Consider the following 24,442-nt stretch of genomic DNA (forward strand, 5'->3'; position numbering starts at 1 on the left):
AGGAAGGCGGCATTTCCGAAATTGATGAAGATACCATTGCCTACCATTTCCATGAACCGCTTGGTGTAGTCGGACAAATCATTCCCTGGAACTTCCCGATTCTGATGGCTGCCTGGAAACTGGCACCTGCCCTGGCTGCGGGCAACTGCATTGTGTTGAAACCTGCAGAACAGACTCCGGTCAGCATTCTGGTGCTGGCTGAACTGATTCAGGATATTTTGCCACCGGGTGTCCTGAATATCGTCAATGGTTATGGGGTTGAAGTCGGTCGCCCGCTAGCCACCAACCCACGCATTGCCAAGATTGCCTTTACCGGTTCCACCGCCGTCGGTCAGATGATCATGCAATATGCCACCGAAAATATTATTCCGGTGACGCTGGAACTGGGGGGTAAATCACCGAATCTGTTCTTTGCCGACATCCTGGATCAGGAAGATGACTATCTGGACAAAGCGCTGGAAGGTTTTGCCATGTTTGCCCTGAACCAGGGTGAAATCTGCACCTGTCCATCGCGTGCGCTGATCCAGGAAAGTATTGCTGACGAATTTCTGGCGCGTGCCGTTGAACGGGTGAAACGGATTAAAACCGGGCATCCGCTGGATACGGAAACCATGATCGGGGCGCAGGCTTCGCAGGAGCAGCAGGACAAGATTCTCGGCTGTATTGCCACTGGCCGTGCAGAGGGCGCACAAATCATCACAGGCGGTGAGGCGCGTCAGGAAGTGGGTCAAGGTTTCTATATTGAGCCGACCATCTTTAAGGGCACCAACAATATGAAAACCTTCCAGGAAGAAATTTTTGGTCCCGTGCTGGCCGTGACTACCTTTAAAGACTTCGATGATGCAATCAAGATCGCCAACGATACCATTTACGGACTCGGTGCCGGGGTCTGGTCGCGCTCGGCACATACCTCGTATCGTGCCGGTCGTGCCATCCAGGCTGGTCGGGTCTGGACCAACTGTTATCATATCTACCCGGCGCATGCGGCTTTCGGTGGCTATAAAAAATCCGGCATTGGACGCGAGAACCATAGAATGATGCTGGATCATTATCAGCAAACCAAAAATCTTTTGGTGAGCTATTCGACCAAGCCTGCTGGTTTCTTCTAAACAACCTGATGATTAAAAGCGGACTTCGGTTCGCTTTTAACCTGATATTTTTTAAAATTTTAATACTAGGTAAAATTTTCCAGCATTGTTCGTCCAGAATTCCATTGAATGACTGACAATAAATTAAAATACTTTCTGAAAACGCCTTAATGTCTGGGCTTATGTTGATTTCACCTAAGTTTCTCATTTTTTATGCTTTTTAATTGCTCAAAAAACCTGCATAAAGCTCAGGCTTTCATTTAAAGTCGGCTTTTCATGTTTATCAAGACTGTGTATAACAATGAACTACTAGAGGGAAAGCAATAAGCATAGGCAAAATTGCGCAAAAAGCGTTAGACTATGTACCCAATAATGTCATGATTCGGTCTGATCAAGATCAAAAAAGAAGGTGAAGGTTGATGCCGCTCAATACTGTTGAAGAGCTTGTAGCAGATATCCGTGCAGGAAAAATGGTCATCCTGATGGATGATGAAGACCGTGAAAATGAAGGCGATTTGGTGATTGCTGCCACACACGTACGTCCTGAAGACATCAACTTCATGATCACCCATGCACGTGGTCTGGTCTGCCTGACTCTAAGTAAAGAGCGTTGCCAGCAGTTGAATCTGCCGTTGATGGTGGATGCCAACGGCGCCCAGCACGGGACCAATTTCACCCTGTCGATTGAAGCGGCTGAAGGCATTTCTACCGGCATTTCTCCGGCTGAACGTGCGCACACAATTCAAACTGCTGTGGCTGCTCATGCCAAACCGGCAGATATTGTACAGCCAGGACATATCTTCCCGCTGATGGCGCAACCAGGTGGTGTATTGCACCGTGCCGGACATACTGAGGCAGGTTGTGATCTTTCCCGTTTGGCAGGACTGGAACCGGCTTCTGTGATTTGTGAAATCATCAATGAAGATGGCACGATGGCGCGCCGTCCGGATCTTGAAGTTTTTGCTGAAAAGCATGGTTTGAAAATTGGCACCATTGCCGACCTGATTCATTACCGCATGACCAATGAGCAAACGGTTGAGCGTCTCGATCATCAAAAACTCGACACCGAATACGGCACATTTGATTTATATCGTTATCGTGAACTGGGCAACCCGGATATTCATTTGGCCCTGGTCAAAGGCGAGCCTAAACAAGGCGTGACCACCGTTCGTGTACATGGTTTTAATCCGACCCGTGATTTGCTCAAACTGAAAAAACAGGACGGCGAACCGGCCTGGAACTTAGACCGCGCATTAAAAGAAATTTCCAATAGTGATCGTGGTGTGTTGGTTTGGATTGGGCAACGTCATTTACAGGATTTGGGTCCGGCTTTAGATACCTTAAATGCACCAAAAAATGTAAAATCAAATTCTGCACTGTCTCAGCAGTATCAGACCATTGGTGTGGGTGCACAAATTTTGCGTGATCTAGGCGTTGAAAAAATGAAGCTGCTCAGCTCTCCATTGCGTTTCAATGCCCTGTCAGGCTTTAACTTAGAAGTGGTGGAATACATCACCGCACAACAAACATCTTAAGAAATTATCGAGGTTGTTATGGCAGTTCGCCGTATTGAAGGTATGTTACATCTCGCGAACGAAGACCGTTATGCGATTTTAGTTGGTCGTTTTAACAGCTTTGTGGTTGAACATCTGTTAGAAGGTGCCATTGATACATTGAAACGTCATGGTGTATCAGAGGATAATATCACTGTTGTTCATGCACCTGGTGCTTGGGAACTTCCTGTCGTTGCGAAAAAACTGGCAGCTTCAGATCGTTTCGATGCCATCATCGCGCTTGGCGCCGTGATTCGTGGTAGCACGCCTCACTTCGATTTCGTTGCAGGCGAATGTGCCAAAGGTTTGGGCGTGGTTGGCCTGGACACTGGCTTACCTGTCATTAACGGTGTACTCACTACGGACAGTATTGAACAAGCGATTGAACGCTCTGGAACAAAAGCAGGCAATAAAGGTAGCGAAGCTGCCCTGACTGCGATTGAAATGGTTAACTTGTTAAAGGCTATTTAACGCTATGTCGCAAACACTTCAAGCAACTTATGCAGCAAAACGTAAAGCACGTCGCTTTGCTGTACAAGGAATTTATGAATGGCAAATGAGCCACAATCCGGTGCATGAGATTGAAGCACGTACGCGTGTGGAAAATGCCATGCACAAAGTGGATCTGAGCTATTATCATGAATTGTTGACTCAAGTGGTTGCCAATCATGAAGCATTGGATGCGCTCTTAATCCCGGTACTCGATCGCGAACTTTCAGCACTTGACGGTGTTGAGCTTGCGACCCTTCGTCTTGGTGCATATGAACTCAAAGAACATTTTGAGATTCCATATCGCGTCGTTCTAGATGAAGCAATCGAACTGGCTAAACATTTTGGCGGTGCCGATAGCCATAAATACATCAATGGTGTATTGGATCGTTTAGCGACAACTTTGCGTGCAGCAGAAAAACAGCAGTCTAACTAATAGCGTAGATTCGTTGTATGGCTGAATTTTCGATTATCGACACCTATTTCAATCGCAAGAATGCCCATTCTGTCGATCTGGGCGTCGGTGACGATTCAGCCTTGCTCACCCCTCCTCCTCAGCAACAACTGGTCATCTGTGCCGACACCCTGATTGCTGGACGCCATTTTCCAATGAATACCAATCCGCATGCGATTGGCTGGAAATCTGTGGCTGTCAATTTATCTGATATTGCCGCGATGGGCGCAACCCCGCACAGTATTTTACTCGCATTGAGCCTACCCCAAATTGATCATGACTGGCTAAAAGCTTTTAGTCAGGGTTTATATGATTGTTGCGATCAATTTGGTGTGAGCTTAATCGGTGGTGATACCACTCAAAGTCCTCATTTAACCCTGTCTGTTACTGCATTAGGCTGGGTGGACATTGGTCAAGCCATTACACGCTCGGGTGCAAAACTGGGTGATTTGATCTGTGTCAGTGGAACTGTCGGTGATGCAGCTTTTGCTTTAAATCATCTTGGTCATCCATTACAGAAACGTCTGGACTATCCAACGCCACGTTGTCAGCTCGGTGCCGCCCTAAAAGGTCTGGCGCATACCATGATTGATATCTCGGATGGTTTGGCACAAGATCTTGGACATATTCTCAAAGCTTCTCAAGTCGGTGCAAAGCTGCAACTCGAAAACTTACCGATCAGTCCTACCCTGCAGACATTAGACGATGCACAAAAATGGCAATATGCCCTCGCTGGTGGCGACGATTACGAGTTATGCTTTACAATAAGCCCGCAAAATTACGAAAAATTATTGCAAAAACAACTTGATGTTTCGATTAGTATGATCGGCACAATTCAGCAGAAACACGGCTTAACTTTTGAAAAAGATGGCGTAGATCATTCACTTCAATTTAATGGGTATCAACATTTTGCATAAGCCTCCAATTCTTTTTAAAACTATGACTTGGCCAGAACGTTTTATTGTGTTCTGTGGTGTGGGCTTTGGTTCTGGTTTAAGTCCTAAAGCACCTGGTACCACTGGTTCCGCTTTTGCACTATTATTTGTACCAGTTTGGCTTGCAATCGGCTTCACAAACACCATCTTGGCGATTATGATCATGTCCCTGATTGGTATTTATATTTGTGACAAAACAGCAAAAATTATGGGCGTACATGATGATGGGCGCATCGTCTGGGATGAGTTTGCAGGACAATCCATCACATTTTTGCCACTGATCTACTTAGGTCAGATGAACTGGTTATGGTTGCTCGTCGGTTTTGCGCTATTCAGATTATTTGATATCTGGAAACCTTGGCCGATCCGTGTGATTGACCGACAGGTCGACGGTGGCTTCGGCATCATGCTGGATGACATTATTGCCGGCCTTTGGGCTGCTCTTTGTATTTTGCTTTATTTTTACTTCATCGTGGCATAAGCCATATTTAGGATTAGAACATGTCAACGACTGTTATTATTCTTGCTGCAGGTAAAGGAACGCGCATGCGCTCTAGCTTACCGAAAGTATTACAACCCCTTGCAGGACGTCCTTTACTGGGTCATGTCATTGAAACGGCAAAAAAATTAAACGCAGATAATATTATTACGATTTATGGTCACGGCGGTGATCGGGTTCAGACAGCATTTGCACAAGAGGATATTAAATGGGTCGAACAGGCTGAACAGCTGGGTACCGGTCATGCCGTACAAATGACCTTGCCTGTCCTGCCACAAGACGGCGTCTCGCTGATTCTTTCCGGCGATGTGCCGTGCATTAATCCTGTAACCTTACAAAAATTACTCGATGCCACTGCAGCAACCGGTATTGGTCTGGTGACGCTTACCCTGCCAGATGCCAATGGTTATGGTCGTATTGTGCGTGAACAGGGTCAGATCCAGGCCATTATTGAGCACAAGGATGCTTCCGAAGAGCAACGTCAGATTAAAGAAATTAATACCGGTATTTATGCGGTCAGCAATGCCAAACTGCATCAATGGCTGCCAAGTTTAAGTAATGACAATTCTCAAGGTGAATATTACCTGACGGATATCGTCGCGATGGCTTTGGCAGATGGTATGCAAGTTGCATCGGTAGAACCTGAGCAGGCTTTTGAAGTTGAAGGGGTAAATGACCGGGTGCAGCTGGCTGCTTTAGAACGTCAGTTCCAGGTTTATCAAGCCAAACAGCTGATGCAGCAAGGCGTACATCTGATTGATCCAAGCCGCTTTGACTTGCGTGGTAATTTAACTGTCGGCCAGGATGTTCGCATTGATATCAACGTGATTATCGAAGGTGATTGCGAGCTGGGCGACAACGTTGAAATTGGCGCTGGCTGTATTATCAAGAATACCAAGATTGCAGCTGGCACCAAGGTTCAGCCATATAGCATTTTAGATAGCGCCATCGTTGGTGAAGATACTCAAATTGGACCTTTTGCACGACTCCGTCCGGGTGCACAACTGGCCAATGAAGTGCATATCGGTAACTTTGTTGAAGTTAAAAATACCACGATTGGTTTAGGCTCTAAAGCCAACCACTTTACCTACCTGGGTGATGCTGAAATCGGTGCCGGTTCTAATATCGGTGCAGGAACCATTACCTGTAATTATGATGGTGCGAACAAGTTTAAAACGATTATTGGTGATCAGGCCTTCATTGGCTCGAACAGTTCATTGGTTGCACCTGTGAGAATTGGCAACGGTGCCACAGTGGGTGCAGGCTCAACGATTACCCGTGATGTGGAAGACAACAGTTTGGCAGTAGAGCGCTCTAAGCAATTTGCCAAAGAAAACTATCCACGTCCGCAAAAAATCAAGAAATAAGGGGAACAAATATGTGTGGTATCGTTGGTGGCATTGCAGAACGTAGCATTACCAATATTTTGATTGAAGGCTTAAAACGCCTGGAATACCGTGGTTATGATTCAGCAGGTTTGGCACTTATCAATAATAGCCAAGTCCTACGTGAACGCCGTGTCGGTAAGGTCGCGAACCTTGAACAAGCTGTGAATGAATCACAGATTAGCGGTTCACTCGGCATCGCGCATACACGCTGGGCGACCCATGGTAAACCGACTGAAGAAAATGCCCATCCGCATATTTCTGAAAATGTGGCAGTGGTGCATAACGGAATTATCGAAAACTATCAGGAACTCAAAGATGATCTTGAAGCTTTGGGCTATGTGTTTACCTCACAGACTGATACTGAAGTGGTGGCCCATCTGATCAATGATGCGCTGAAATCTACCCCAAGCCTGTTAGACGCTGTACGCCAGGTGGTTCCGCAACTGAAAGGCGCCTATGCACTCGGTATCGTACATACTGACCACCCGGATGAACTGATTACCGTGCGTGAAGGTTCTCCACTGGTGATTGGTGTCGGGATTGGTGAAAACTTCATTAGTTCCGATCAATTAGCCTTACTTCCAATTACTAACCGTTTTATCTACCTGGAAGAAGGTGACATTGCCCGTTTGACCCGCACCAGCATTGAAGTCTTTGTCGATGGTCAACTGGTCGATCGTCCGGTCAAGGAACTGGATGCTGCGGTCAGCAATGCGTCTAAAGGTGAATACAAGCATTACATGCTCAAAGAAATTTATGAGCAGCCTGAAGCGATTAAACAGACCATTTCCCAAGCTTTAAATGGCAATGACCTGCGTGAAGATTTTCTTGCTAGTGCGGAACAAGACTTTTCAAAAATTCAGCAAATCCAGATTATTGCCTGTGGTACCAGCTATCATGCCGGCATGATCGCCAAATATTGGTTTGAACAGCTGATTGACCTGCCTTGCCAAGTCGAAATTGCCAGCGAGTTCCGTTATCGCACGCCGGTGATTGTGAACAATACGCTGTATGTGTGTATTTCCCAATCTGGTGAAACGGCCGACACCTTGGCTGCATTACGTGATACGCAAAAACGTGCAGCAGCCAAAGGCCTGGACATTACCACGATGACCATCTGTAACGTGGCGACCTCTTCGATGGTGCGTGAAACTCAGCATAGTCTGTTGACGCTGGCAGGTCCTGAAATTGGTGTAGCTTCAACCAAAGCCTTTACCACCCAGCTTGCTGCATTGATGCTGTTGGTACTGAAAATCGGTTCTGTAAAAAATACGATTTCCACAGAACAAATGACGGAGATCACCACAGAACTTTGGCATACGCCTAAAGTGATTCTGGATACCTTGCGTCATGACGATGAAATTTTACGTCTCTCTGAACTGTTTGTTGAGAAGCAGCATTGCCTGTTTTTGGGCCGTGGTACGCATTTCCCGATCGCTCTGGAAGGTGCACTCAAACTGAAAGAAATTTCATATATTCATGCTGAAGGTTATGCTGCAGGTGAGCTGAAACACGGGCCATTGGCACTGGTCGACAATGACATGCCGGTGGTAATTCTGGCGCCACAGGATGACATGCTGGACAAGCTTAAATCCAATATGGAAGAAGTTCAGGCACGTGGCGGCGAGCTATTTGTGTTTGCTGATGAAAACAGCGGCATTAAAGCCAAAGAACGCCAGCATGTGGTACATATTCCGTCAGTCAATGCAGTGCTGGCACCGATTGTGTATAGCATCCCGGTGCAGTTACTCTCTTATCATGTAGCTGTATTACGTGGTACGGATGTAGATCAGCCACGTAACCTGGCAAAATCGGTCACCGTAGAATAATTAAAATTGAATCAAGGCTGGGGAACCGGCCTTTTTCTTCTAAATGGAGAGCCTATAAATGACACAACTGACTTGCTTTAAAGCCTATGATATTCGTGGCAAACTCGGTACCGAACTTAATGAAGATATCGCCTATAAAATTGGCCGTGCTTATGGACAGATTTATCAACCTAAAACGGTTGTCATTGGCTGTGACATCCGACTCAGCAGTGAAGACTTAAAACAGGCGACCATTCGCGGCTTGAATGATGCCGGAGTCAATGTGCTGGATTTGGGCATGACCGGGACTGAAGAAGTTTATTTCGCAGCTTTCCATCTGGATGTTCAGGGTGGTATTGAAGTGACGGCCAGCCATAATCCGATGGACTATAACGGCATGAAGCTGGTGCGTGAAAATGCCCGCCCGATCAGTGCAGATACAGGCTTAAAAGAAATTCAGGCCTTGGCAGAATCAGGGAAATTCGTTGAGGTTGTCCAAAAAGGTCATACTGAACAATATAATATCCTGCCTGAATTTATCGATCACCTGATGACTTATATTGACGCGGCAAAAATCCGCCCGATGAAACTGGTGATGAATGCCGGCAATGGTGCCGCAGGTCATGTGGTGGATGCGCTGGAACAGAAGTTTCAACAACTCCAGATTCCGGTTGAATTTGTCAAAATTCACAATGAGGCCGATGGTAACTTCCCGAATGGCATCCCGAATCCAATTCTGGTTGAAAACCGTGATAGCACCCGTGATGCGGTCATTCAGCATGGTGCGGATATGGGCATTGCCTGGGATGGTGACTTTGATCGCTGTTTCCTGTTCGATGAAAAAGGGCAGTTTATTGAAGGTTATTATATTGTTGGCCTTCTGGCGCAGGCATTTCTGCTGAAGCAGTCTGGTGAAAAAATTGTCCATGACCCGCGTCTGGTCTGGAATACGCTGGATGTCGTGGAGCAATATCAGGGAATTACCGTCCAATCAAAATCAGGTCATGCCTTCATTAAGGATGTCATGCGTGAACATAATGCGGCTTATGGCGGGGAAATGAGTGCTCATCACTATTTCCGTGATTTTGCTTACTGTGACAGCGGCATGATTCCATGGTTACTGGCTATGGCGGTACTGTCTGAAACAGGAAAATCCTTATCTTCTCTTGTGGAAGAAATGATTGCCAAGTTCCCATGTTCAGGTGAAATTAATTTTAAAGTGGCCGATACCCAGGCAACCATCCAAAAACTTTTCGATCATTATGCCGATCAAAAACCAGACATTGACCAGACTGATGGCGTCAGCCTGAATTTTGGTAGCTGGCGTTTTAATGTGCGCGCCTCCAATACTGAACCATTATTGCGTTTGAATATTGAAAGCCGCCGTGATCATCATCCACGGCTAATGCAGGACTATGTTAATGAGCTGACCCAGCTGATTCAAAGTTAATATTGCGGTATCCAGCAGAATAAAAATGGGAGCTGTTCATCAAAAGCTCCCATTTTTTTATTTATATCGCTATAAAGATTTTAGCGATAGCCATTCGGATTCTGCTTCTGCCAGTTCCAGCTGTCAGCGAGCATGTCCTCTAAACCATATTGAGGTTGCCAGCCCAACTCTTGGACTGCACGTGCATTGTCTGCAAAACAGGTGGCCACATCGCCATCACGACGAGGTGCTAATTCAAATGCAATCGCAACACCATTCACTTGCTCAAAAGTATCTTTAACTTGTAGCACTGAAATCCCATTACCTGTACCAATATTCCATGCACGGCAACCTTGCGCAGTTAAACGATTATTGAGAGCACATAAGTGTGCATTGGCTAAGTCGACTACGTGTATATAATCGCGCACGCCAGTACCATCCACCGTGTCATAATCATGACCAAAAATAGACAGTTTTTCACGACGACCTACAGCCACCTGAGTTACATAAGGCATTAAATTATTTGGGATACCTTGTGGATCTTCCCCAATCTGGCCACTTTTATGCGCACCGACCGGATTAAAATAACGCAATAATGCAATCGACCAGCGTTCATCAGCTACAGCCAGCTTTTCCAGTAGCTGCTCAACTATCAGTTTGGTATAACCATAGTTATTAGTTGGCATTCCGGTAGGCATTTCTTCATTTAAAGGTGAAGGATTATTTTCGCCATACACCGTTGCTGAGGAACTAAACACCAGTTTAAAAACTTGCGCGCGCTGCATCGCCTGAACCAGGCTAATTGAACCGGCAATATTATTGTCAAAATAAGCCAAAGGAATTTGCTGACTTTCACCAACAGCTTTTAGTCCGGCAAAATGAATCACCGCATCAATCGAATTTTGCTGAAAGATCTGATCGAGTAACTGGCTATCCCGGATATCTCCTTCGATAAAGGTCAGGCTTTTTTGGGTCAATTTTTCTACCCGGCTTAAGGACTCGGAGGAGCTATTACACAGATTATCAAGTACAACAACCTCATGTCCGGCATTCAGCAATTCTACACAGGTATGTGAACCAATATAGCCTGCCCCACCTGTGACCAAAATTTTAGCCATTTTGCTTTCCTAACAGAACTTTAATTAAACCTTGGGTTGAACCATCCAGACCATTCAGATCAGTCTGTTCACCATTCAGTATGGGTAGTAACTGGTTGGCAATTTCCTTGCCTTTTTCCACGCCCCACTGGTCGAACGGGTTGATATTCCACAGCACAGACTGGACAAATACCTTATGTTCATATAAAGCAATTAGCATGCCCAAGCTGTATGGATTGAGCTCCTGCAATAACAGGGTACTGCTCGGCTGATTGCCTTCATACTGTTTATAGGCCGGCAAGCTCGCCAATTCAGCCTGATCTAGGGCTTCATTACCAAAAGCCAGTAAGCGCGATTGCGCCAGACAGTTGGATAAGGCCAAATGATGTTGTTCTACCAATGCTTCGGCACTGTCTGCATAAGTATATTGCTGGCTGTTATAACGCTCTACCGGCGCAATAAAATCACAGCTGACTGACTGCGTACCCTGATGCAATAACTGATAGAAGGCATGCTGGGCATTCGGTCCTACTTCTCCCCAGATGATCGGGCAGGTATCGAACTGGACTTTTTCGCCATTGCGCTGGATTGACTTACCATTTGATTCCATTTCCAGCTGTTGCAGATAGGAGGCAAAATATTTTAGCCGGCCGTCATAAGGCAGAATTGCATGGGTTTGAATATCCAGAAAATTGGTATTCCAGGCTCCCAACAATCCCATCAATACCGGAATATTGCGTTCAAAAGGCTGGTACTGAAAATGCTGATCCACTGCATAGGCGCCAGCGAGCAGCTGCTTAAAGCCTTCAATGCCGATACTCAAGGCAATTGGCAGTCCGATACAGGACCAGAGTGAATAACGCCCGCCAACCCAGTCCCAAAGCAATAACTGGTTTTCCGGTGCGATACCCCACGCGGTCATTTTTTCCGGTTTGGTCGATACCCCAATAAAATGATGCTTGAGAATATAAGGATGCTGACCTAAAGCCTTTTCCAGCCATAAACGGACTGTTTGTGCATTGGTCAGAGTATCAATGGTGCCGAAGGATTTGGAGGAAATAATAAACAGTGTCGTTTCCGGACGCAGCTGATGCAACAGCTCAGACAACTGACTGCCATCCATAGTCGAAACAAAATGTACGTTGAGTGGCTGGGCAGACTGGTATTTAAAATCAGATAAAGCATGCGTGACCATCAAGGGACCGAGGTCTGATCCGCCCACCCCGATATTGACCACATCCTGAATGACTTCCCCGGTGGCACCGCGACGCTGTCCGGCATGAATTTGTTCCACCAGCGCATACATACGCTCCAGCTGGGCATGCACATCAGCTGCCAGATCAGCATGCTGTTGATCCTGTTTCGGCAGGCGCAATGCCCAGTGCATGGCAGCACGCTGCTCGGTATAGTTGATTTTTTGATTGGAAAATAGGGAGCCAATCCAGGATCTGAGGTTCTGTGCATCGGCCCATTCGATCAGCCCCTGCATCACATTCTTATTGATTCGGTGTTTGCTATAGTCAAACAGCAGTTGTTCAAACTGGATAGAATATCGATTAAAACGCAGCGGGTCAGCAGCAAACAGCTCCCGCAAATGCTCAGACTGAAGCTGTTCTTTGTTCGAGGCGAGTTTCTGACACACAGTTTCAGTGTCGAGATTTGGATTAAAATGGCTCAACATTAACGTCCCACCCCAATATAATTAAAACCACGTGTCTTGACATACGTCGGATCATACAGATTACGCCCATCCAGAATCAGGGGATGCTGCATTAGTTTGATTAGATACGGATAATCCGGACTGCCGTACTGTTTCCATGCCGTAATCAGACACAAGGCATGCGCCCCTTCCACAGCCTGATACTGGTCTTTACACAGGATCAGGTCTTCCCGTGGCCCATAAACCTTTTCAATATTTGTGATTGCCTGAGGATCATGCAGCTTGACCGTCACGCCTTGTGCCCACAAAGCGGTCAGCATGGCATGTACCGGAGACTGCTGGATACTTGGGGTATTTTCCTTAAAGGCTGCACCCCAGATCGCAATAACTTTACCCTTTAAGTCTCCACGGAAATAGTTCCAGAGTTTACGGAACAGTAATTCTTTTTGCTGTTCGTTAATGTCCCAGACCTGTTCCAGCAACTGGTTTTTTACCCCTGAATCTGCCACGGCGTGAGTAAGCGTCCGGATATCATGGGAGAAATTCTCTCCACCAAAACCAACGCCGGGGAACAGATAGGCAGAACCAATCCGGTTATCCGCAGCCATGCCTTGCCGTACCTGTTCAATATCAATGCCAAGCTTTTCTGCCACACTGGCCAGATCATTCATATAACTGATCCGGGTGGCCAGCATGCCGGAAATACTCAACTTGGTAAATTCGGCATCCAGAACCGGCATAAATAGATACTGCTGCGCGCGTGGAAATAATGGACGTAAGAGTTCTTTGATTTTAGGCTGGATATCTGCATGATCACAGCCCACAATCAGCTGGGTGGCCTGAGTAAAGCTACGCAGTGCATTCCCTTCCTGAATAATATCTGGCAGATAAATCCAGTCATCATTCGGCAGCAACTGCTGAAAGCGTTGCGTGCCATGCAAGCCAAAGGTCGAGGCATTAATCATCAGTTTGGGATGGGCAAAACAGGCATGCCGGATGGTATCCACCATCTGAAACGCCTGTTGCTCTTCAGTCGCATTAAAACTAAAGAAAAAAACATCCTGATTAAAATCCAGATGCTGAAAATCGCAACAGTTTAAAAAGCCAGACTTTTCCTGTTTTTGCAGTAATAGCTGGAGGGATTCATCCTGAAAATAGGGCCGAGCTGACTCATCTGCACCAAAGCTATTACACCAGACCACCTGATGACCACATTCAGATAAAAGGGCCGACATGACCCCGGAAAATAGGGTTTTTCCCAATACTGCGACTTTCATATTATTCCTTTCCTATAAAGCAAGTTCCTGAATCAATGCTTTAAACTCGGTACCGAGTTTAGGATGATCGACGCCATAATGTAAAACAGCTTTTAGATAACCTAACTTGCTGCCACAGTCAAAGGTCTGGCCTTTCATGCGATATGCTTCTACAGCTTCTGTCTGCTGCAGCATGGCAATTGCATCGGTCAGCTGGATTTCATTGCCTGCCCCGCGTGGTGTCTGTTCCAAAAGCTGCATGATTTTGGCCGGCAGAATATAACGTCCGACCACAGACAGATTGGAAGGTGCAGTGCCGATCGCCGGTTTCTCGACAATGCCTTGCATGATGATACTTTCCCCTTCCTCAGGTGATGCCGCAACATCAACAATGCCATACTGGTTGACGAGATGTTCAGGCACTGCTTCTACCATAATTTGTGAAGCCTGAGACTGAGCATAACGCTGAATCATGCGTGCCAGATCATTTTCAGGATCCTGATCCTTGACCAGCACATCCGGCAACAACACCGCAAAATCATCATCGCCAATGACTGCTTTGGCACATAAAACTGCATGACCCAGACCCAAAGGCTGCGGCTGACGGACACTAATCACACTCACGCCCGCAGGCAGAATTTCAGTAATTTCTTTAAGCAAGTCGGTTTTGTTTTTTTGCTCAAGGGTAGTTTCAAGCTCAAAGTTACGGTCAAAATAGTTTTCAATCGAAGCCTTGGAAGAATGGGTCACCAGAATAATCTGCTCAATTCCGGCAGCAACCGCTTCACGTACCACATATTCAATCGCAGGGCGATCCACAACAGTCACCATCTCTTTGGGAATGGATTTACTGGCAGGTAGAAAACGCGTACCTAGACCCGCCACAGGGAGAATTGCTTTCTTGATCATATCTATAAAAACCTAGTTCACTTTAATTTCGTTACCGCGTACATAACCATCCACATAATGTTCTAGTTGTGTTAGCGCCCATTCAATGTCAGCCTGAGTCGCTGTAAGTTCATGCATGCGGTTAAATACTGCCAGAATTTCTGTCAATGGATAATGTTTTTCGACGGATCGTCGAATGCGCGTATGTGAAGTAATTTCTGTATTTTCTTCATCAATCAGCAATTCTTCATAGAGTTTTTCGCCTGGACGCAGCCCAGTATATTGAATTTCAATATCGCCATCTGGATTTTGTTCTTCTCGAACCTTGAGACCACTCAGGGCAATCATTTGTCGTGCTAGATCCTGAATCCTTACCGGCTCGCCCATATCCAGCAAGAATACATCTCCACCCGTACCCAAAGCACCGGCCTGAATCACCAGTTGCGAGGCTTCCGGAATGGTCATAAAGAAACGGGTCACTTCAGGATCGGTCACGGTAATTGGACCGCCTTTGGCAATTTGCTGTTTAAACAGCGGCACGACCGAGCCTGAAGAACCGAGTACATTACCAAAGCGCACAATACTGATCTGGGTCTGATCCTGAGCCTCTGCCATAGCCTGACAGTACAGCTCTGCCATACGTTTGGTCGCCCCCATCACATTGGTTGGACGTACCGCTTTATCAGTTGAAATCAACACAAAGGTTTCTACACCTTTTTTTACCGCCGCATTCACACTAAAGGCGGTTCCAACAGCATTATTTTTCAAACCTGCCAGCGGATTACACTCCACCAGCGGCACATGCTTATAAGCAGCAGCGTGATAAACGGTTTGTACGCCATATTGTTCAATCACCCGTTCTAACTTACGTTCGTCAAGAACTGAACCTAAAATTGGAATAATTTCACAGCTTGCCGTAAGACGTAATTCTTTATCAATACGATATAAAGCAAATTCTGTTAGCTCATAAATAATAATCTTGGCCGGCTGATTTTTAATAATTTGGCGACATAGTTCTGAACCAATCGAGCCACCCGCGCCTGTGACCATGACTACTTTATTGTTAATATTTTTAGCCAAAAGCGCTGGAACTGGCGGTACAGGATCACGCCCCAGTAAATCAATAATATCCACTTCCTGAATATCAGAAATTCGAATTTCACCATTGACCAGTTTAGTTAAACCTGGAATTTCGGTAATTTTAAGGTGGGCTGGTTCTAAAAACTTAACAATCTCACTTTTACGGATTCTTCCCACTGACGGTAAAGCAATTAGGATTTCATCAATACGTAGTTTAACCAAACATTTTAAAGCTCTATGTGGCGAATATACTTGAACACCGCCAATATTCTGGCCTCTTAAAGATGGGTTATCATCAATAAATATAATCGGCAAATGCTCATGGGAGCGATTTAAAGTCGCTGCAACCTGTTGGCCTGCATAACCAGCCCCATAAATAGCAATCCGTTTTTTCGGCACATTAGCCTGTAAGTAGGATCTCACCACAAAGCGAATAACGCCACGACTGAACCAAACCCAGGCAAACATCATAAAGCCAAACATTAATGGAATTGAGGTCGGAACAAACGCATGCGTACTATAAGCTAACAAGTACAAACCAATCACGCTTAATATGGTTGCTAGACCTAATTTGGCAATAAAAAATTCATTAAACGTACGAACAATAAAACGGTATACACCACAAATAAACAGCGCAAAGACTGCAATAGCACTGACCCAAACTGACCCAAAGGGAATATTGGGTACAACTTCTGCACCGAGATCAAACTGTCGAATGGCATAACAAAGCCAGATCAGAACCGGGAAAATAAAGAAGTCCAAGACGACCAAAAATACTAATTTTGCTGATCGTGGAGATTCAACTAATGGCAAGATGATAGATTTCACGTGATGTGTCTTCTCAATATGACTTATAAGTTTCAACTCAATTTAAATATTAGAATGACTAAATTGAAACCTGGATAAATTTATCAAATGCACCTATTGGTACATTCTACGTGACTGAATCATTGATAGATTATATACGACCAATCACTTGTTGAATGCCATATTCGGTTGTCTGAATATTATCTTCTGTTAATGTCGGATGCACCAAAAACATTAAACTGGTTTCACCCAATTGCTGCGCATTTTTCAAACGTTCTACTGGACGCCATTTTGTATGATCAAACGCATGCTCCAAATAGATCTCTGAGCAAGATCCGCTAAAACAAGGTACGCCCAAAGCATTAATCTCTGCCATAATTCGGTCACGTGACCATCCTTCAGGCAATTGATCTGTATTTACTTGTACATAGCATTTATAGTTGGCATGCACATAGTCATTATTAGGATAATGTACAGTAAAATATGGACTATTCTCAAAACAACTCAAAATTCTTTCAGCATTTTTAGTACGTTTTTCCGTCCATTCCGGCATCATTTTGAGCTGAATACGCCCAATCACTGCCTGCATTTCCATCATGCGCCAGTTGGTACCAAATGAGTCATGCAACCAACGGAAACCCGGCGGATGCTGTTTATTATATACACTATCAAAGTTCTTGCCATGGTCTTTATAAGACCACATTTTTTTCCATAAATTTTCATCATTGGTGGTGACCATGCCACCTTCACCGCCCGTAGTCATAATCTTGTCCTGACAGAAGGACCAGGCACCAATATGACCAATTGAACCGGCAGATTTGCCTTTGTATCTTGCTCCATGCGCCTGTGCACAGTCTTCGATCACATACAGGCCTTTATCGGAAGCCAGCTGCATGATCGGGTCCATGTCGCACATCCAGCCTGCCAGATGCACACAAATGATGGCTTTGGTATTGGGTGTGATGACCTCTTCAATGGTCCGACGGGAGATATTTTGGGAATCCAGTTCAACATCGGCAAAGATCGGGTTTGCTCCTGCCGTGACAATGGAGCTGGCCGAGGCCAGAAAGGTACGTGAGGTAACAATCACATCATCCCCTGCGCCAATACCTAATGCCTTGAGTGCAACATCAAGTGCCACCGTGCCATTAGCCAATGCCACTGCAAACCGGGTTTCTGCAAACCGGGCAAATTCTTTTTCAAACTCGCGGCATTCCTGTCCGGTCCAGTAGTTGACTTTATTCGACAACAAAACCTGGGAAACCGTATCCGCTTCTTCCTGAGTAAAACTTGGCCATGGTTCAAATGCAGTGTTTAACATGATGTGTCCTGAATTTTTAAATTTAAAAACTTATTTTTTTCTCTAAGATCCGTGCCGGATTGCCGACTACGGTCACACCCGGTGGAACGCTCTTGGTGACCACAGCCCCCATACCGACCACCGCCCCCTTGCCAATCACTAAAGGCTTGTCAGGTGTACCCTGTTTAATCACAGCACCTGTACCAATATAGGCATGATCTTCGATATGGATATTGCCATTGCATTTCACCCCGGGAGCAAAGGTGACATAATCGCCAATGATGCAATCATGCTCAACATAACTGTATAAATTGGCATGAAAACATTTACCAATCTTGATATTGGAAGTGAGGGTTACAAAAGGGCTTAAAGCAGCACCTGGGGCAATTTCTATTGCATCCATGCGCACGATATTATTTGCCTGAACCGCCCATAGCTCAATTGCATCTTGTTCAAGTTTTTTAGCTATTTTTTCACGGATCTGACTATTGGCAATCGCAATGAGAACTGACTTTCTATCAGCCTTTAGATTTTTAAATGCTGCATAATTTAATGCTCTATGTCCATTAACCGTCATTTCTTCGATCAGACTGTCATCTATAAAATAGATTTCGGCATTTATATTCTGACGCTGTAATTGCTGGCGAGCCACAGGCATCAAGCTTCGGCCACAACCTGAAGCGCCATAGACGGCATAGATTTCAGTCATGGAGATTATCCGTTTTTGTACCGGTAAATTTGGTCATGGTGGCTTCACCCTCGGCACTGATATCATCTTTTGCTAAAACTTTATGTACCGTTTTAAACATGATTTTAAAGTCGAGCCAAATCGATTGATTTTCGACATACCAGGTATCCAGCTTGAATTTTTCTTCCCAGTCAATTGCATTACGGCCATTGATCTGCGCGTGCCCAGTCATGCCTGGACGTACATCATGACGTCTAGCTTGTTTGGGGCTGTAAAGCGGCAGGTATTCCATCAGCAGAGGGCGTGGGCCGACAATACTCATATCCCCTTTGATCACATTCCAAAGTTCCGGCATTTCATCCAGACTGGTAGAACGTAGCATTTGACCAAAAGGCGTTAGACGTTCGCTATCCGGCAATGGGTTACTCTGCTCGTCTACAGCATCTTTCATGGTACGGAACTTGATCATTTCAAAGGGCTTGCCATGTAAACCAGGACGCACCTGGCGAAACAAGACCGGAGTGCCCAGATTTTTTTTCACTTTATAAGCGACAAAGGCATAAAGTGGTGAAAGCAGGATCAGGGCAACGGAGGCAATAATAATATCGACGAAGCGTTTTAGCATTTACAAACCTAGAATATTTATTAAACGTTGATTCACTTTTTCTGCATCAAATTTATTAGCGGCAATTTGATAGCTTACATCCCCCATTTCACGAATTTTTTCAGGATTTTTAATAAAATAAATCATTTTTTCAGCTAGAGCTTCAGAATTCCATTTTGGCACGATAAAACCATTTTGCTTGTTAATTACTGTCTCTCTACAACCTGGAACATCTGTTGTAATAACTGCGCGTCCTATCGCCATAGCTTCCTGTGTACTTCGAGGTACTCCTTCACGATAGGACGGCAATACGAATACATGACTGTCTACAATCCAATCTTTAATATTATCGACATATCCAGGATAGTGAATAATATTTGAAGAAATTAAAGCATCAAGCTCTGTTTGTTGCAATGCACCTAAATTATGATGGTCTATTGCTCCAAGTACTGTAAACTGGGTATCAGGATATATTTTTTTTACTAATTTTGCTGCTTGAACAAACTCGAAAATACCTTTTTCTTTAAGTAAGCGACCAATAAATAGAAACTTTATAGGAAAGTGAATGCTATTTAGCGGTTGGTATGGATAATCTTTTAAATTTAAGCCAATCCCACCCAAAATTTTTACTTTTTTTACTTGTATTGCATGCCTTTCAAGTAAATCTTTTGGATCATCAGGATTTAAAAAAATAAGTTGATCAAGTTGTGGTAAGACTATTTTATATAAAAAAACCTGTATTTTTCTTATAAGTTGCGTTTTTTTACTTAGGCCCTCTGGCTGATCTGTAAAAGTATAACCTAGACCTTCGAGCATCCCAATAATACGCGGCACTTTAGCTATTTTTGCTGCTAATGTACCAAAAATTACAGGTTTAGAAAAATAAGAAAATACGAGGTCTGGATTAATTACTTTAATTTTCTTTGCGAGTTGATAGGTTGCAAAAATATCTGCTAATGGATTTAACCCACCTCGATTTAAAGTATAGGTAATGGGAATTGCACCAAGTTGTTCTATTTTTTTTAGGTCCTCAGCCGTAGATTCAGATGTAAAAGCATAGACTTTATGGCCTTTTTTCAAGAGTGTACAAATTAAGTCTGCACGAAATCCGTAGAAGCTAGAGGCAATGGTACCAATAATTACTACCTTCATGTTTTAAGTACCTTTCCAATTTTATAATCTGATTTAAGTTTTAATATATAAAAAAAACATATATAAACAGCAAGATAATTATACAGTCTCAACCGAATAGCCGTACCTAAGTTATCATTACCAATTAGCCAAACACTTGCATACAATACAAAAAAAACTATTAGAAACTGCATAAAACTATCGGTATATTTTATATTTTTTAAAATATAAAAAAACATGAAGATGAAAGGCACCGTTTCAATAAAAAACAAAGCAATAGCTAAAGGATTTGTAATATATAAACCAAAAAGTTGCCCTAATATACTTAGAATAAAATTAGGGATAAACATTACAGGATTAGAAAAGTCTAATCCGAGTGTGGAGCCTCCGTCGCTCTCTTCAAAAGCAGATCGGTATTCTGTTAAACTTTCAAATAAACCAATATAATTTGCGAAGAATAAGGTCAAGAAATATAGAATCGAAAATAGAAAAATACGTTTTTTTGTCAGCTTAATTTTCCATAAAATTAATGCTAATAGAAAAGCATAACCCAAATATGGGCGAAGAGCCAACAAGAATAGACCTATTAAAATAGCAAATATATAAAAAAATGAGAAAGAAATAAAACTCAAGCTATTTAAAGATTTTTTTACAATTAAGCATCCTACCAAAAAAGTAAACACCATAAATACATCACGATAAATATCAAATGTATAGAAAAAAATCGTGGGATAGATTAAACATAACAAGAAACTATAAAGGTAATATTTCTGATTATTCTTAAATTTTAATCCTGAAAGTTTTGCTACTAAAACAGGAATAATAAATAAATTTAAAAATAAAAGTAAATAAGAAATTCCATCACGGGAATAAAAACCAAGATCATTAAAAAATTTTAAAAAGACAGGCCAAATATTTACAGCAAGATCAATATAACCCAAAACATAGTCATGATAATAATCTGAGTCATTACCACCACCTAAACCAAGAGAAATGTGATCATTTTTTATCAAAAAATAAAAACAAATCTTTAAAAAAATCAGAAAAACAATACATAAAAATAAAGATTTATTTGATATTTTTTTCAAAAGACTACTCATGATAGATATGTATCCATTGTTTAACTTTTTCTTCTAATGAAAAATTTTGTTCCACATGACGAATATTCTTTATAATATTTTCACTCTTTTGTTTTTCATCAAGAGTTAAGGCATAGCACATTTTATCTGCTAATGCTTTTGAATTAGATGTAGGCACCAAGAAATCATCATTATTCAAAACTTCTGCAACTCCGCCACAATCTGTAGCAACAACTAGTGTATTGCATGCCATTGCTTCAGCAACTACCAGACCAAACCCCTCATACTTAGAAGAAAGAACAAATAAGTCTGCAGCACTCATTAAATCCGGGATATCATTGCGTCTTCCTAATAAAAAAACTTCTTGCTTTAAACCTAACTCATCAATAATGCTTTCAATTTCTGAACGTAGCTCCCCATCTCCTGCAATAATTAATTTAATATCTCCAGTACTCTTATTTTTTAAAGTTTTAAAAGCCTGTAATAAATTTGGGTAATCCTTCTGCTCACTAAAACGTCCCACTGCTAGAATCAAATAAGAATTTATATTTATATTAAGCTCATTCAGAATTTTATTTTTGGCTTCCGAGTTATAAAAAAACCTACTCAGATCTATTCCATTATATGTTGTAATAATATCTGAGTCTGGTACTGCTTTTTTTTCGATGAATGCTTGTACTGCTTCATTACTAACATTAGTAGTTAAGTCAGCTAGATTATGTGTAAATCTGTACGCAAGCATTCTCCATCTCCCACCTTCATCACTATTATGTGCAGTACAAATAAGTTTCTTTATAGAGGTAGTTATTCGAACAAGGCGCGTAAAAATATTAGCATGTACCATATGTGAATGAACAACATCTGGTTTAAAAATTCTAATTACTTTAGAAAGCTTAATATAAGCAAGAGGAAATAACCATAAACTATTTAAATTAATTTTAATTAATTCAATTTCAGGGCAACGAGGCTTTGTAAAAACATCTCCAGTCAGATAAGCGATTTTAACACTATGTCCCCGCTGATGCATTTGATCAGCTAGATCACAAACTACTCGCTCTGCACCACCCTGCCCTAAACCTGTAATTACATATAAAATTTTCATAAAAACCTACACAATTTCAAGCCAAAGATTTAATAAATTTTTCACATTAAATTTATTAGCATTCAAATATGCATTGTATGAATACTCAATATAATCATCTTTTGATAAAGATATCATTTTAGAAAGACTCTTACTCAATGCATCAATGTCTTCACTTGGCACTAAATAACCATTTTTTCCATGATGAATTAGATCAGAAGGACCACAATCACATTCGAAACTTACTACAGGCAAACCAAAAGCTTGTGCTTCTAAAATTACCATACCAAAACCTTCATAACGAGAACTTAGACAAAATATTGAAGCTTGTTTATAAAATATCTCTATGTTTTTTGTAGCAGGAATTAATTGAACACTTGAATCCACATTTTCATTTTTAGCAAGCAATTCAAGGCTTTCTTTGTCTTCTCCGCTTCCAATTATCTTTAATACCCATTCAGCATGGTGATTTGATATTTTAGCCCAAGCTTTTATAAGTAAGTCAAAGCCTTTCTGCTCAGTTAATCGACCTACAGCAACTATAACTTTTTCTCGTGTTGAATAACGGTCAATATTAGTATTTTCATAAGGATTGGGATTTGGGATTGTCACTAACTTTGAATTTATATTATTTTTCTTAATACCCTCTAACCATAGTTCTTTATCACTATTAGTTAAAACCACTATCTTATCACAATATTTAGCTGCCCATCTACGACCAATATCTCGATACTTTACCCCGAGATTAACCTTAAAATTAAAATGCTCCCAGCAAATATGTTTAATTTTCAACCCAAATAATGCAGGTACAGTAAAAACACAAGATATACTATCCACTACGATCAAAGTATCAATTTTGTAGTCTTGTAAAAAATTACGAATTTTCCAAATTATACTTATATAATTTCTAGCAAATGAAATCTTTTCTTCATATAAAGAATAAAAATCAACATTAGAATCTAAGTCAAAAAATGGTTTTTCACCTTCTATTAGGCTTAGAATACAAACATTAATTTTTTTACGTGATAATTCATTTGCAATAAGTGTAGTTACACGTTCAGTACCACCAGAATTATTCAAATTACCTATCAGGAAACAAACTTTTTTCATAACCAGCTATTTTTTAATTAAATATAACAAATATAAAAATTCTACACCAAAAATCATAAATAAAATATGACTAATTTTACTAATTTTACTAATTTTACTAATTTTACTAACTTCCAATTCAGGTGTTTTTTTATACTCCATCCATTCTTTTTTAGCATAAATATACCCTTTATTTACTAAGCAAAATTGAATATAACCTCTTAAAACAGGAACAATAGAAAAAAATAGACTATTATTTTTATTTAATAATTTTATATGGTCTTTTAGTATAAAATTATAGCTTATTAATGTATTTTCAATATTTTTTTTACTTTTAGATAAGCTTTCTGTATTTAACCTATAATAATAAAGTGTTTCATCCAAAATAAAAATACTTTTTGATTTTAACAATATTAATGGTAATGCATATACATCCTCACAGTTCCTTAAACTTGAAAAATTGATATTTTCAAATAAATCCTTACGAATTACTCGTGTGCAAAAACTCCAGAAGCTTTGTTCATAAAAACTTTTTAGGATATTTTCATCTATACAATAAATTCCATTTTTTAAAAAAAACTTTGATAAAATATTTCCATCATCTATTTTTTTGTAAAATCTTGAAATATGAAATTGCAAAATATCGGGAGAATATAAATTCAATATATTTAGAATTTTTTCTATATAATCACATGCTACTATATCATCAGGATCAATAGAGCTAATATAAACTCCTGTAGAATATGAAATAGCAATTGACCTAGCATAACCCACCCCAAAATTTCTTTCTAATGAAATTAACTTTATTAATTTACTTTTCTCAGGATTCAAATTTTTTAAAAAATTTTTTAAAACAATTTTAGAATTGTCAGTACTAAAATCATCTACTATTATTAATTCGGTATTTGATGACAATTGAAAAACTATACTCTCCAAGCATTCAATGATAAATTTTTCTGCATTATACATAGGCACAATAATACTTAATAGCATAAACAACTCTTCTAAAAAATTTTTAATTTAAACATTTTACATTAAT

The 24,442-nt window shown here is 41.8% G+C and carries 22 protein-coding genes; 9 read left to right on the forward strand and 13 right to left on the reverse strand.

What is annotated here, in order from left to right:
• The 9 genes from NI465_RS10940 to NI465_RS10980 form a co-directional block, all read left to right on the forward strand.
• On the forward strand, positions 1–1,109 hold a 1,109-nt coding region (locus NI465_RS10940; protein ID WP_253145293.1), incomplete at its 5' end, for an aldehyde dehydrogenase family protein.
• Between the two features lie 398 nt (positions 1,110–1,507).
• Positions 1,508–2,623 carry a bifunctional 3,4-dihydroxy-2-butanone-4-phosphate synthase/GTP cyclohydrolase II gene (gene ribBA, locus NI465_RS10945; RefSeq protein ID WP_253145294.1) on the forward strand — a complete coding sequence of 372 codons (1,116 nt, stop codon included), beginning with the start codon at positions 1,508–1,510 and terminating at the stop codon, positions 2,621–2,623.
• An 18-nt stretch (positions 2,624–2,641) separates the two neighbouring features.
• Entirely contained in the window at positions 2,642–3,112 is a 471-nt protein-coding gene (gene ribH / locus NI465_RS10950) for a 6,7-dimethyl-8-ribityllumazine synthase (protein ID WP_004280926.1), read from the forward strand.
• 4 nt (positions 3,113–3,116) lie between these two features.
• A complete protein-coding gene (gene nusB / locus NI465_RS10955) occupies positions 3,117–3,566 on the forward strand; it encodes a transcription antitermination factor NusB (RefSeq protein ID WP_005249568.1) in 450 nt (149 codons plus the stop codon).
• A 17-nt stretch (positions 3,567–3,583) separates the two neighbouring features.
• Positions 3,584–4,501, forward strand: a complete 918-nt coding sequence (thiL, locus tag NI465_RS10960; protein ID WP_005249567.1) for a thiamine-phosphate kinase — start codon at positions 3,584–3,586, stop codon at positions 4,499–4,501.
• Positions 4,479–5,000, forward strand: coding sequence for a phosphatidylglycerophosphatase A family protein (locus NI465_RS10965; RefSeq protein ID WP_005249566.1), 522 nt, complete (start codon positions 4,479–4,481; stop codon positions 4,998–5,000). Before thiL ends, NI465_RS10965 begins: the two co-directional genes overlap by 23 nt.
• 20 nt (positions 5,001–5,020) lie before the next feature.
• Positions 5,021–6,385 (forward strand): bifunctional UDP-N-acetylglucosamine diphosphorylase/glucosamine-1-phosphate N-acetyltransferase GlmU, encoded by a 1,365-nt coding sequence (gene glmU / locus NI465_RS10970; protein ID WP_184413326.1) that lies wholly within the window; start codon positions 5,021–5,023, stop codon positions 6,383–6,385.
• 11 nt (positions 6,386–6,396) lie between these two features.
• Positions 6,397–8,235, forward strand: a complete 1,839-nt coding sequence (glmS, locus tag NI465_RS10975; RefSeq protein ID WP_005249563.1) for a glutamine--fructose-6-phosphate transaminase (isomerizing) — start codon at positions 6,397–6,399, stop codon at positions 8,233–8,235.
• A 58-nt stretch (positions 8,236–8,293) separates the two neighbouring features.
• A complete protein-coding gene (locus tag NI465_RS10980) occupies positions 8,294–9,664 on the forward strand; it encodes a phosphohexomutase domain-containing protein (RefSeq protein WP_184413328.1) in 1,371 nt (456 codons plus the stop codon).
• Positions 9,665–9,744: 80 nt separating this feature from the next.
• Here NI465_RS10980 and galE read toward each other — a convergent pair whose 3' ends face one another.
• The 13 genes from galE to NI465_RS11045 form a co-directional block, all read right to left on the reverse strand.
• Complete coding sequence (galE, locus tag NI465_RS10985; RefSeq protein WP_253145295.1) at positions 9,745–10,761, reverse strand: UDP-glucose 4-epimerase GalE; 1,017 nt, start codon at positions 10,759–10,761, stop codon at positions 9,745–9,747.
• On the reverse strand, positions 10,754–12,421 hold the full coding sequence (gene pgi / locus NI465_RS10990) for a glucose-6-phosphate isomerase (RefSeq protein ID WP_253145296.1): 1,668 nt from the start codon (positions 12,419–12,421) through the stop codon (positions 10,754–10,756). The genes galE and pgi overlap by 8 nt, the downstream gene beginning before the upstream one ends.
• Positions 12,421–13,677, reverse strand: coding sequence for a nucleotide sugar dehydrogenase (locus NI465_RS10995; protein WP_253145298.1), 1,257 nt, complete (start codon positions 13,675–13,677; stop codon positions 12,421–12,423). The genes pgi and NI465_RS10995 overlap by 1 nt, the downstream gene beginning before the upstream one ends.
• Positions 13,678–13,689: 12 nt before the next feature.
• Positions 13,690–14,565, reverse strand: a complete 876-nt coding sequence (galU, locus tag NI465_RS11000; protein WP_253145299.1) for a UTP--glucose-1-phosphate uridylyltransferase GalU — start codon at positions 14,563–14,565, stop codon at positions 13,690–13,692.
• Positions 14,566–14,577: 12 nt separating this feature from the next.
• The gene (locus NI465_RS11005; RefSeq protein ID WP_253145301.1) at positions 14,578–16,452 is read right to left on the reverse strand and encodes a polysaccharide biosynthesis protein; all 1,875 of its coding nucleotides are present in this window, start codon (positions 16,450–16,452) and stop codon (positions 14,578–14,580) included.
• 130 nt (positions 16,453–16,582) lie between these two features.
• Complete coding sequence (locus NI465_RS11010) at positions 16,583–17,752, reverse strand: DegT/DnrJ/EryC1/StrS family aminotransferase (RefSeq protein ID WP_253145303.1); 1,170 nt, start codon at positions 17,750–17,752, stop codon at positions 16,583–16,585.
• A gap of 22 nt (positions 17,753–17,774) precedes the next feature.
• The gene (locus NI465_RS11015) at positions 17,775–18,440 is read right to left on the reverse strand and encodes a NeuD/PglB/VioB family sugar acetyltransferase (protein WP_253145305.1); all 666 of its coding nucleotides are present in this window, start codon (positions 18,438–18,440) and stop codon (positions 17,775–17,777) included.
• On the reverse strand, positions 18,433–19,044 hold the full coding sequence (locus NI465_RS11020; RefSeq protein WP_253145307.1) for a sugar transferase: 612 nt from the start codon (positions 19,042–19,044) through the stop codon (positions 18,433–18,435). Before NI465_RS11020 ends, NI465_RS11015 begins: the two co-directional genes overlap by 8 nt.
• Positions 19,045–20,175, reverse strand: a complete 1,131-nt coding sequence (locus NI465_RS11025; protein WP_253145309.1) for a glycosyltransferase family 4 protein — start codon at positions 20,173–20,175, stop codon at positions 19,045–19,047.
• Positions 20,172–21,254, reverse strand: a complete 1,083-nt coding sequence (locus NI465_RS11030) for a hypothetical protein (RefSeq protein WP_253145311.1) — start codon at positions 21,252–21,254, stop codon at positions 20,172–20,174. Before NI465_RS11030 ends, NI465_RS11025 begins: the two co-directional genes overlap by 4 nt.
• The gene (locus NI465_RS11035) at positions 21,247–22,335 is read right to left on the reverse strand and encodes a glycosyltransferase (RefSeq protein WP_253145313.1); all 1,089 of its coding nucleotides are present in this window, start codon (positions 22,333–22,335) and stop codon (positions 21,247–21,249) included. Before NI465_RS11035 ends, NI465_RS11030 begins: the two co-directional genes overlap by 8 nt.
• A 6-nt stretch (positions 22,336–22,341) precedes the next feature.
• On the reverse strand, positions 22,342–23,394 hold the full coding sequence (locus NI465_RS11040) for a glycosyltransferase family 4 protein (protein WP_354270331.1): 1,053 nt from the start codon (positions 23,392–23,394) through the stop codon (positions 22,342–22,344).
• 36 nt (positions 23,395–23,430) lie between these two features.
• Positions 23,431–24,396, reverse strand: coding sequence for a glycosyltransferase family 2 protein (locus tag NI465_RS11045; RefSeq protein WP_253145317.1), 966 nt, complete (start codon positions 24,394–24,396; stop codon positions 23,431–23,433).
• Positions 24,397–24,442 lie beyond the last annotated feature (46 nt).

This window comes from Acinetobacter lwoffii (assembly GCF_024129855.1).
In the GTDB taxonomy this organism is placed as follows: Bacteria; Pseudomonadota; Gammaproteobacteria; order Pseudomonadales; family Moraxellaceae; genus Acinetobacter; species Acinetobacter lwoffii_L.

Coding starts and splice junctions, on each gene's coding strand:
- glmS (WP_005249563.1), top strand. CDS start 6,397: ATGTGTGGTATCGTTGGTGGCATTGCAGAACGTAGCATTACCAATATT.
- galE (WP_253145295.1), bottom strand. CDS start 10,761: ATGGCTAAAATTTTGGTCACAGGTGGGGCAGGCTATATTGGTTCACAT.
- ribH (WP_004280926.1), top strand. CDS start 2,642: ATGGCAGTTCGCCGTATTGAAGGTATGTTACATCTCGCGAACGAAGAC.
- NI465_RS11020 (WP_253145307.1), bottom strand. CDS start 19,044: ATGCTAAAACGCTTCGTCGATATTATTATTGCCTCCGTTGCCCTGATC.
- nusB (WP_005249568.1), top strand. CDS start 3,117: ATGTCGCAAACACTTCAAGCAACTTATGCAGCAAAACGTAAAGCACGT.
- NI465_RS11010 (WP_253145303.1), bottom strand. CDS start 17,752: ATGTTAAACACTGCATTTGAACCATGGCCAAGTTTTACTCAGGAAGAA.
- NI465_RS11030 (WP_253145311.1), bottom strand. CDS start 21,254: ATGAGTAGTCTTTTGAAAAAAATATCAAATAAATCTTTATTTTTATGT.
- galU (WP_253145299.1), bottom strand. CDS start 14,565: ATGATCAAGAAAGCAATTCTCCCTGTGGCGGGTCTAGGTACGCGTTTT.
- NI465_RS10980 (WP_184413328.1), top strand. CDS start 8,294: ATGACACAACTGACTTGCTTTAAAGCCTATGATATTCGTGGCAAACTC.
- NI465_RS10965 (WP_005249566.1), top strand. CDS start 4,479: ATGGGTATCAACATTTTGCATAAGCCTCCAATTCTTTTTAAAACTATG.
- pgi (WP_253145296.1), bottom strand. CDS start 12,421: ATGTTGAGCCATTTTAATCCAAATCTCGACACTGAAACTGTGTGTCAG.
- NI465_RS11045 (WP_253145317.1), bottom strand. CDS start 24,396: ATGCTATTAAGTATTATTGTGCCTATGTATAATGCAGAAAAATTTATC.
- NI465_RS11025 (WP_253145309.1), bottom strand. CDS start 20,175: ATGAAGGTAGTAATTATTGGTACCATTGCCTCTAGCTTCTACGGATTT.
- glmU (WP_184413326.1), top strand. CDS start 5,021: ATGTCAACGACTGTTATTATTCTTGCTGCAGGTAAAGGAACGCGCATG.
- NI465_RS11015 (WP_253145305.1), bottom strand. CDS start 18,440: ATGACTGAAATCTATGCCGTCTATGGCGCTTCAGGTTGTGGCCGAAGC.
- thiL (WP_005249567.1), top strand. CDS start 3,584: ATGGCTGAATTTTCGATTATCGACACCTATTTCAATCGCAAGAATGCC.
- NI465_RS10995 (WP_253145298.1), bottom strand. CDS start 13,677: ATGAAAGTCGCAGTATTGGGAAAAACCCTATTTTCCGGGGTCATGTCG.
- NI465_RS11035 (WP_253145313.1), bottom strand. CDS start 22,335: ATGAAAATTTTATATGTAATTACAGGTTTAGGGCAGGGTGGTGCAGAG.
- ribBA (WP_253145294.1), top strand. CDS start 1,508: ATGCCGCTCAATACTGTTGAAGAGCTTGTAGCAGATATCCGTGCAGGA.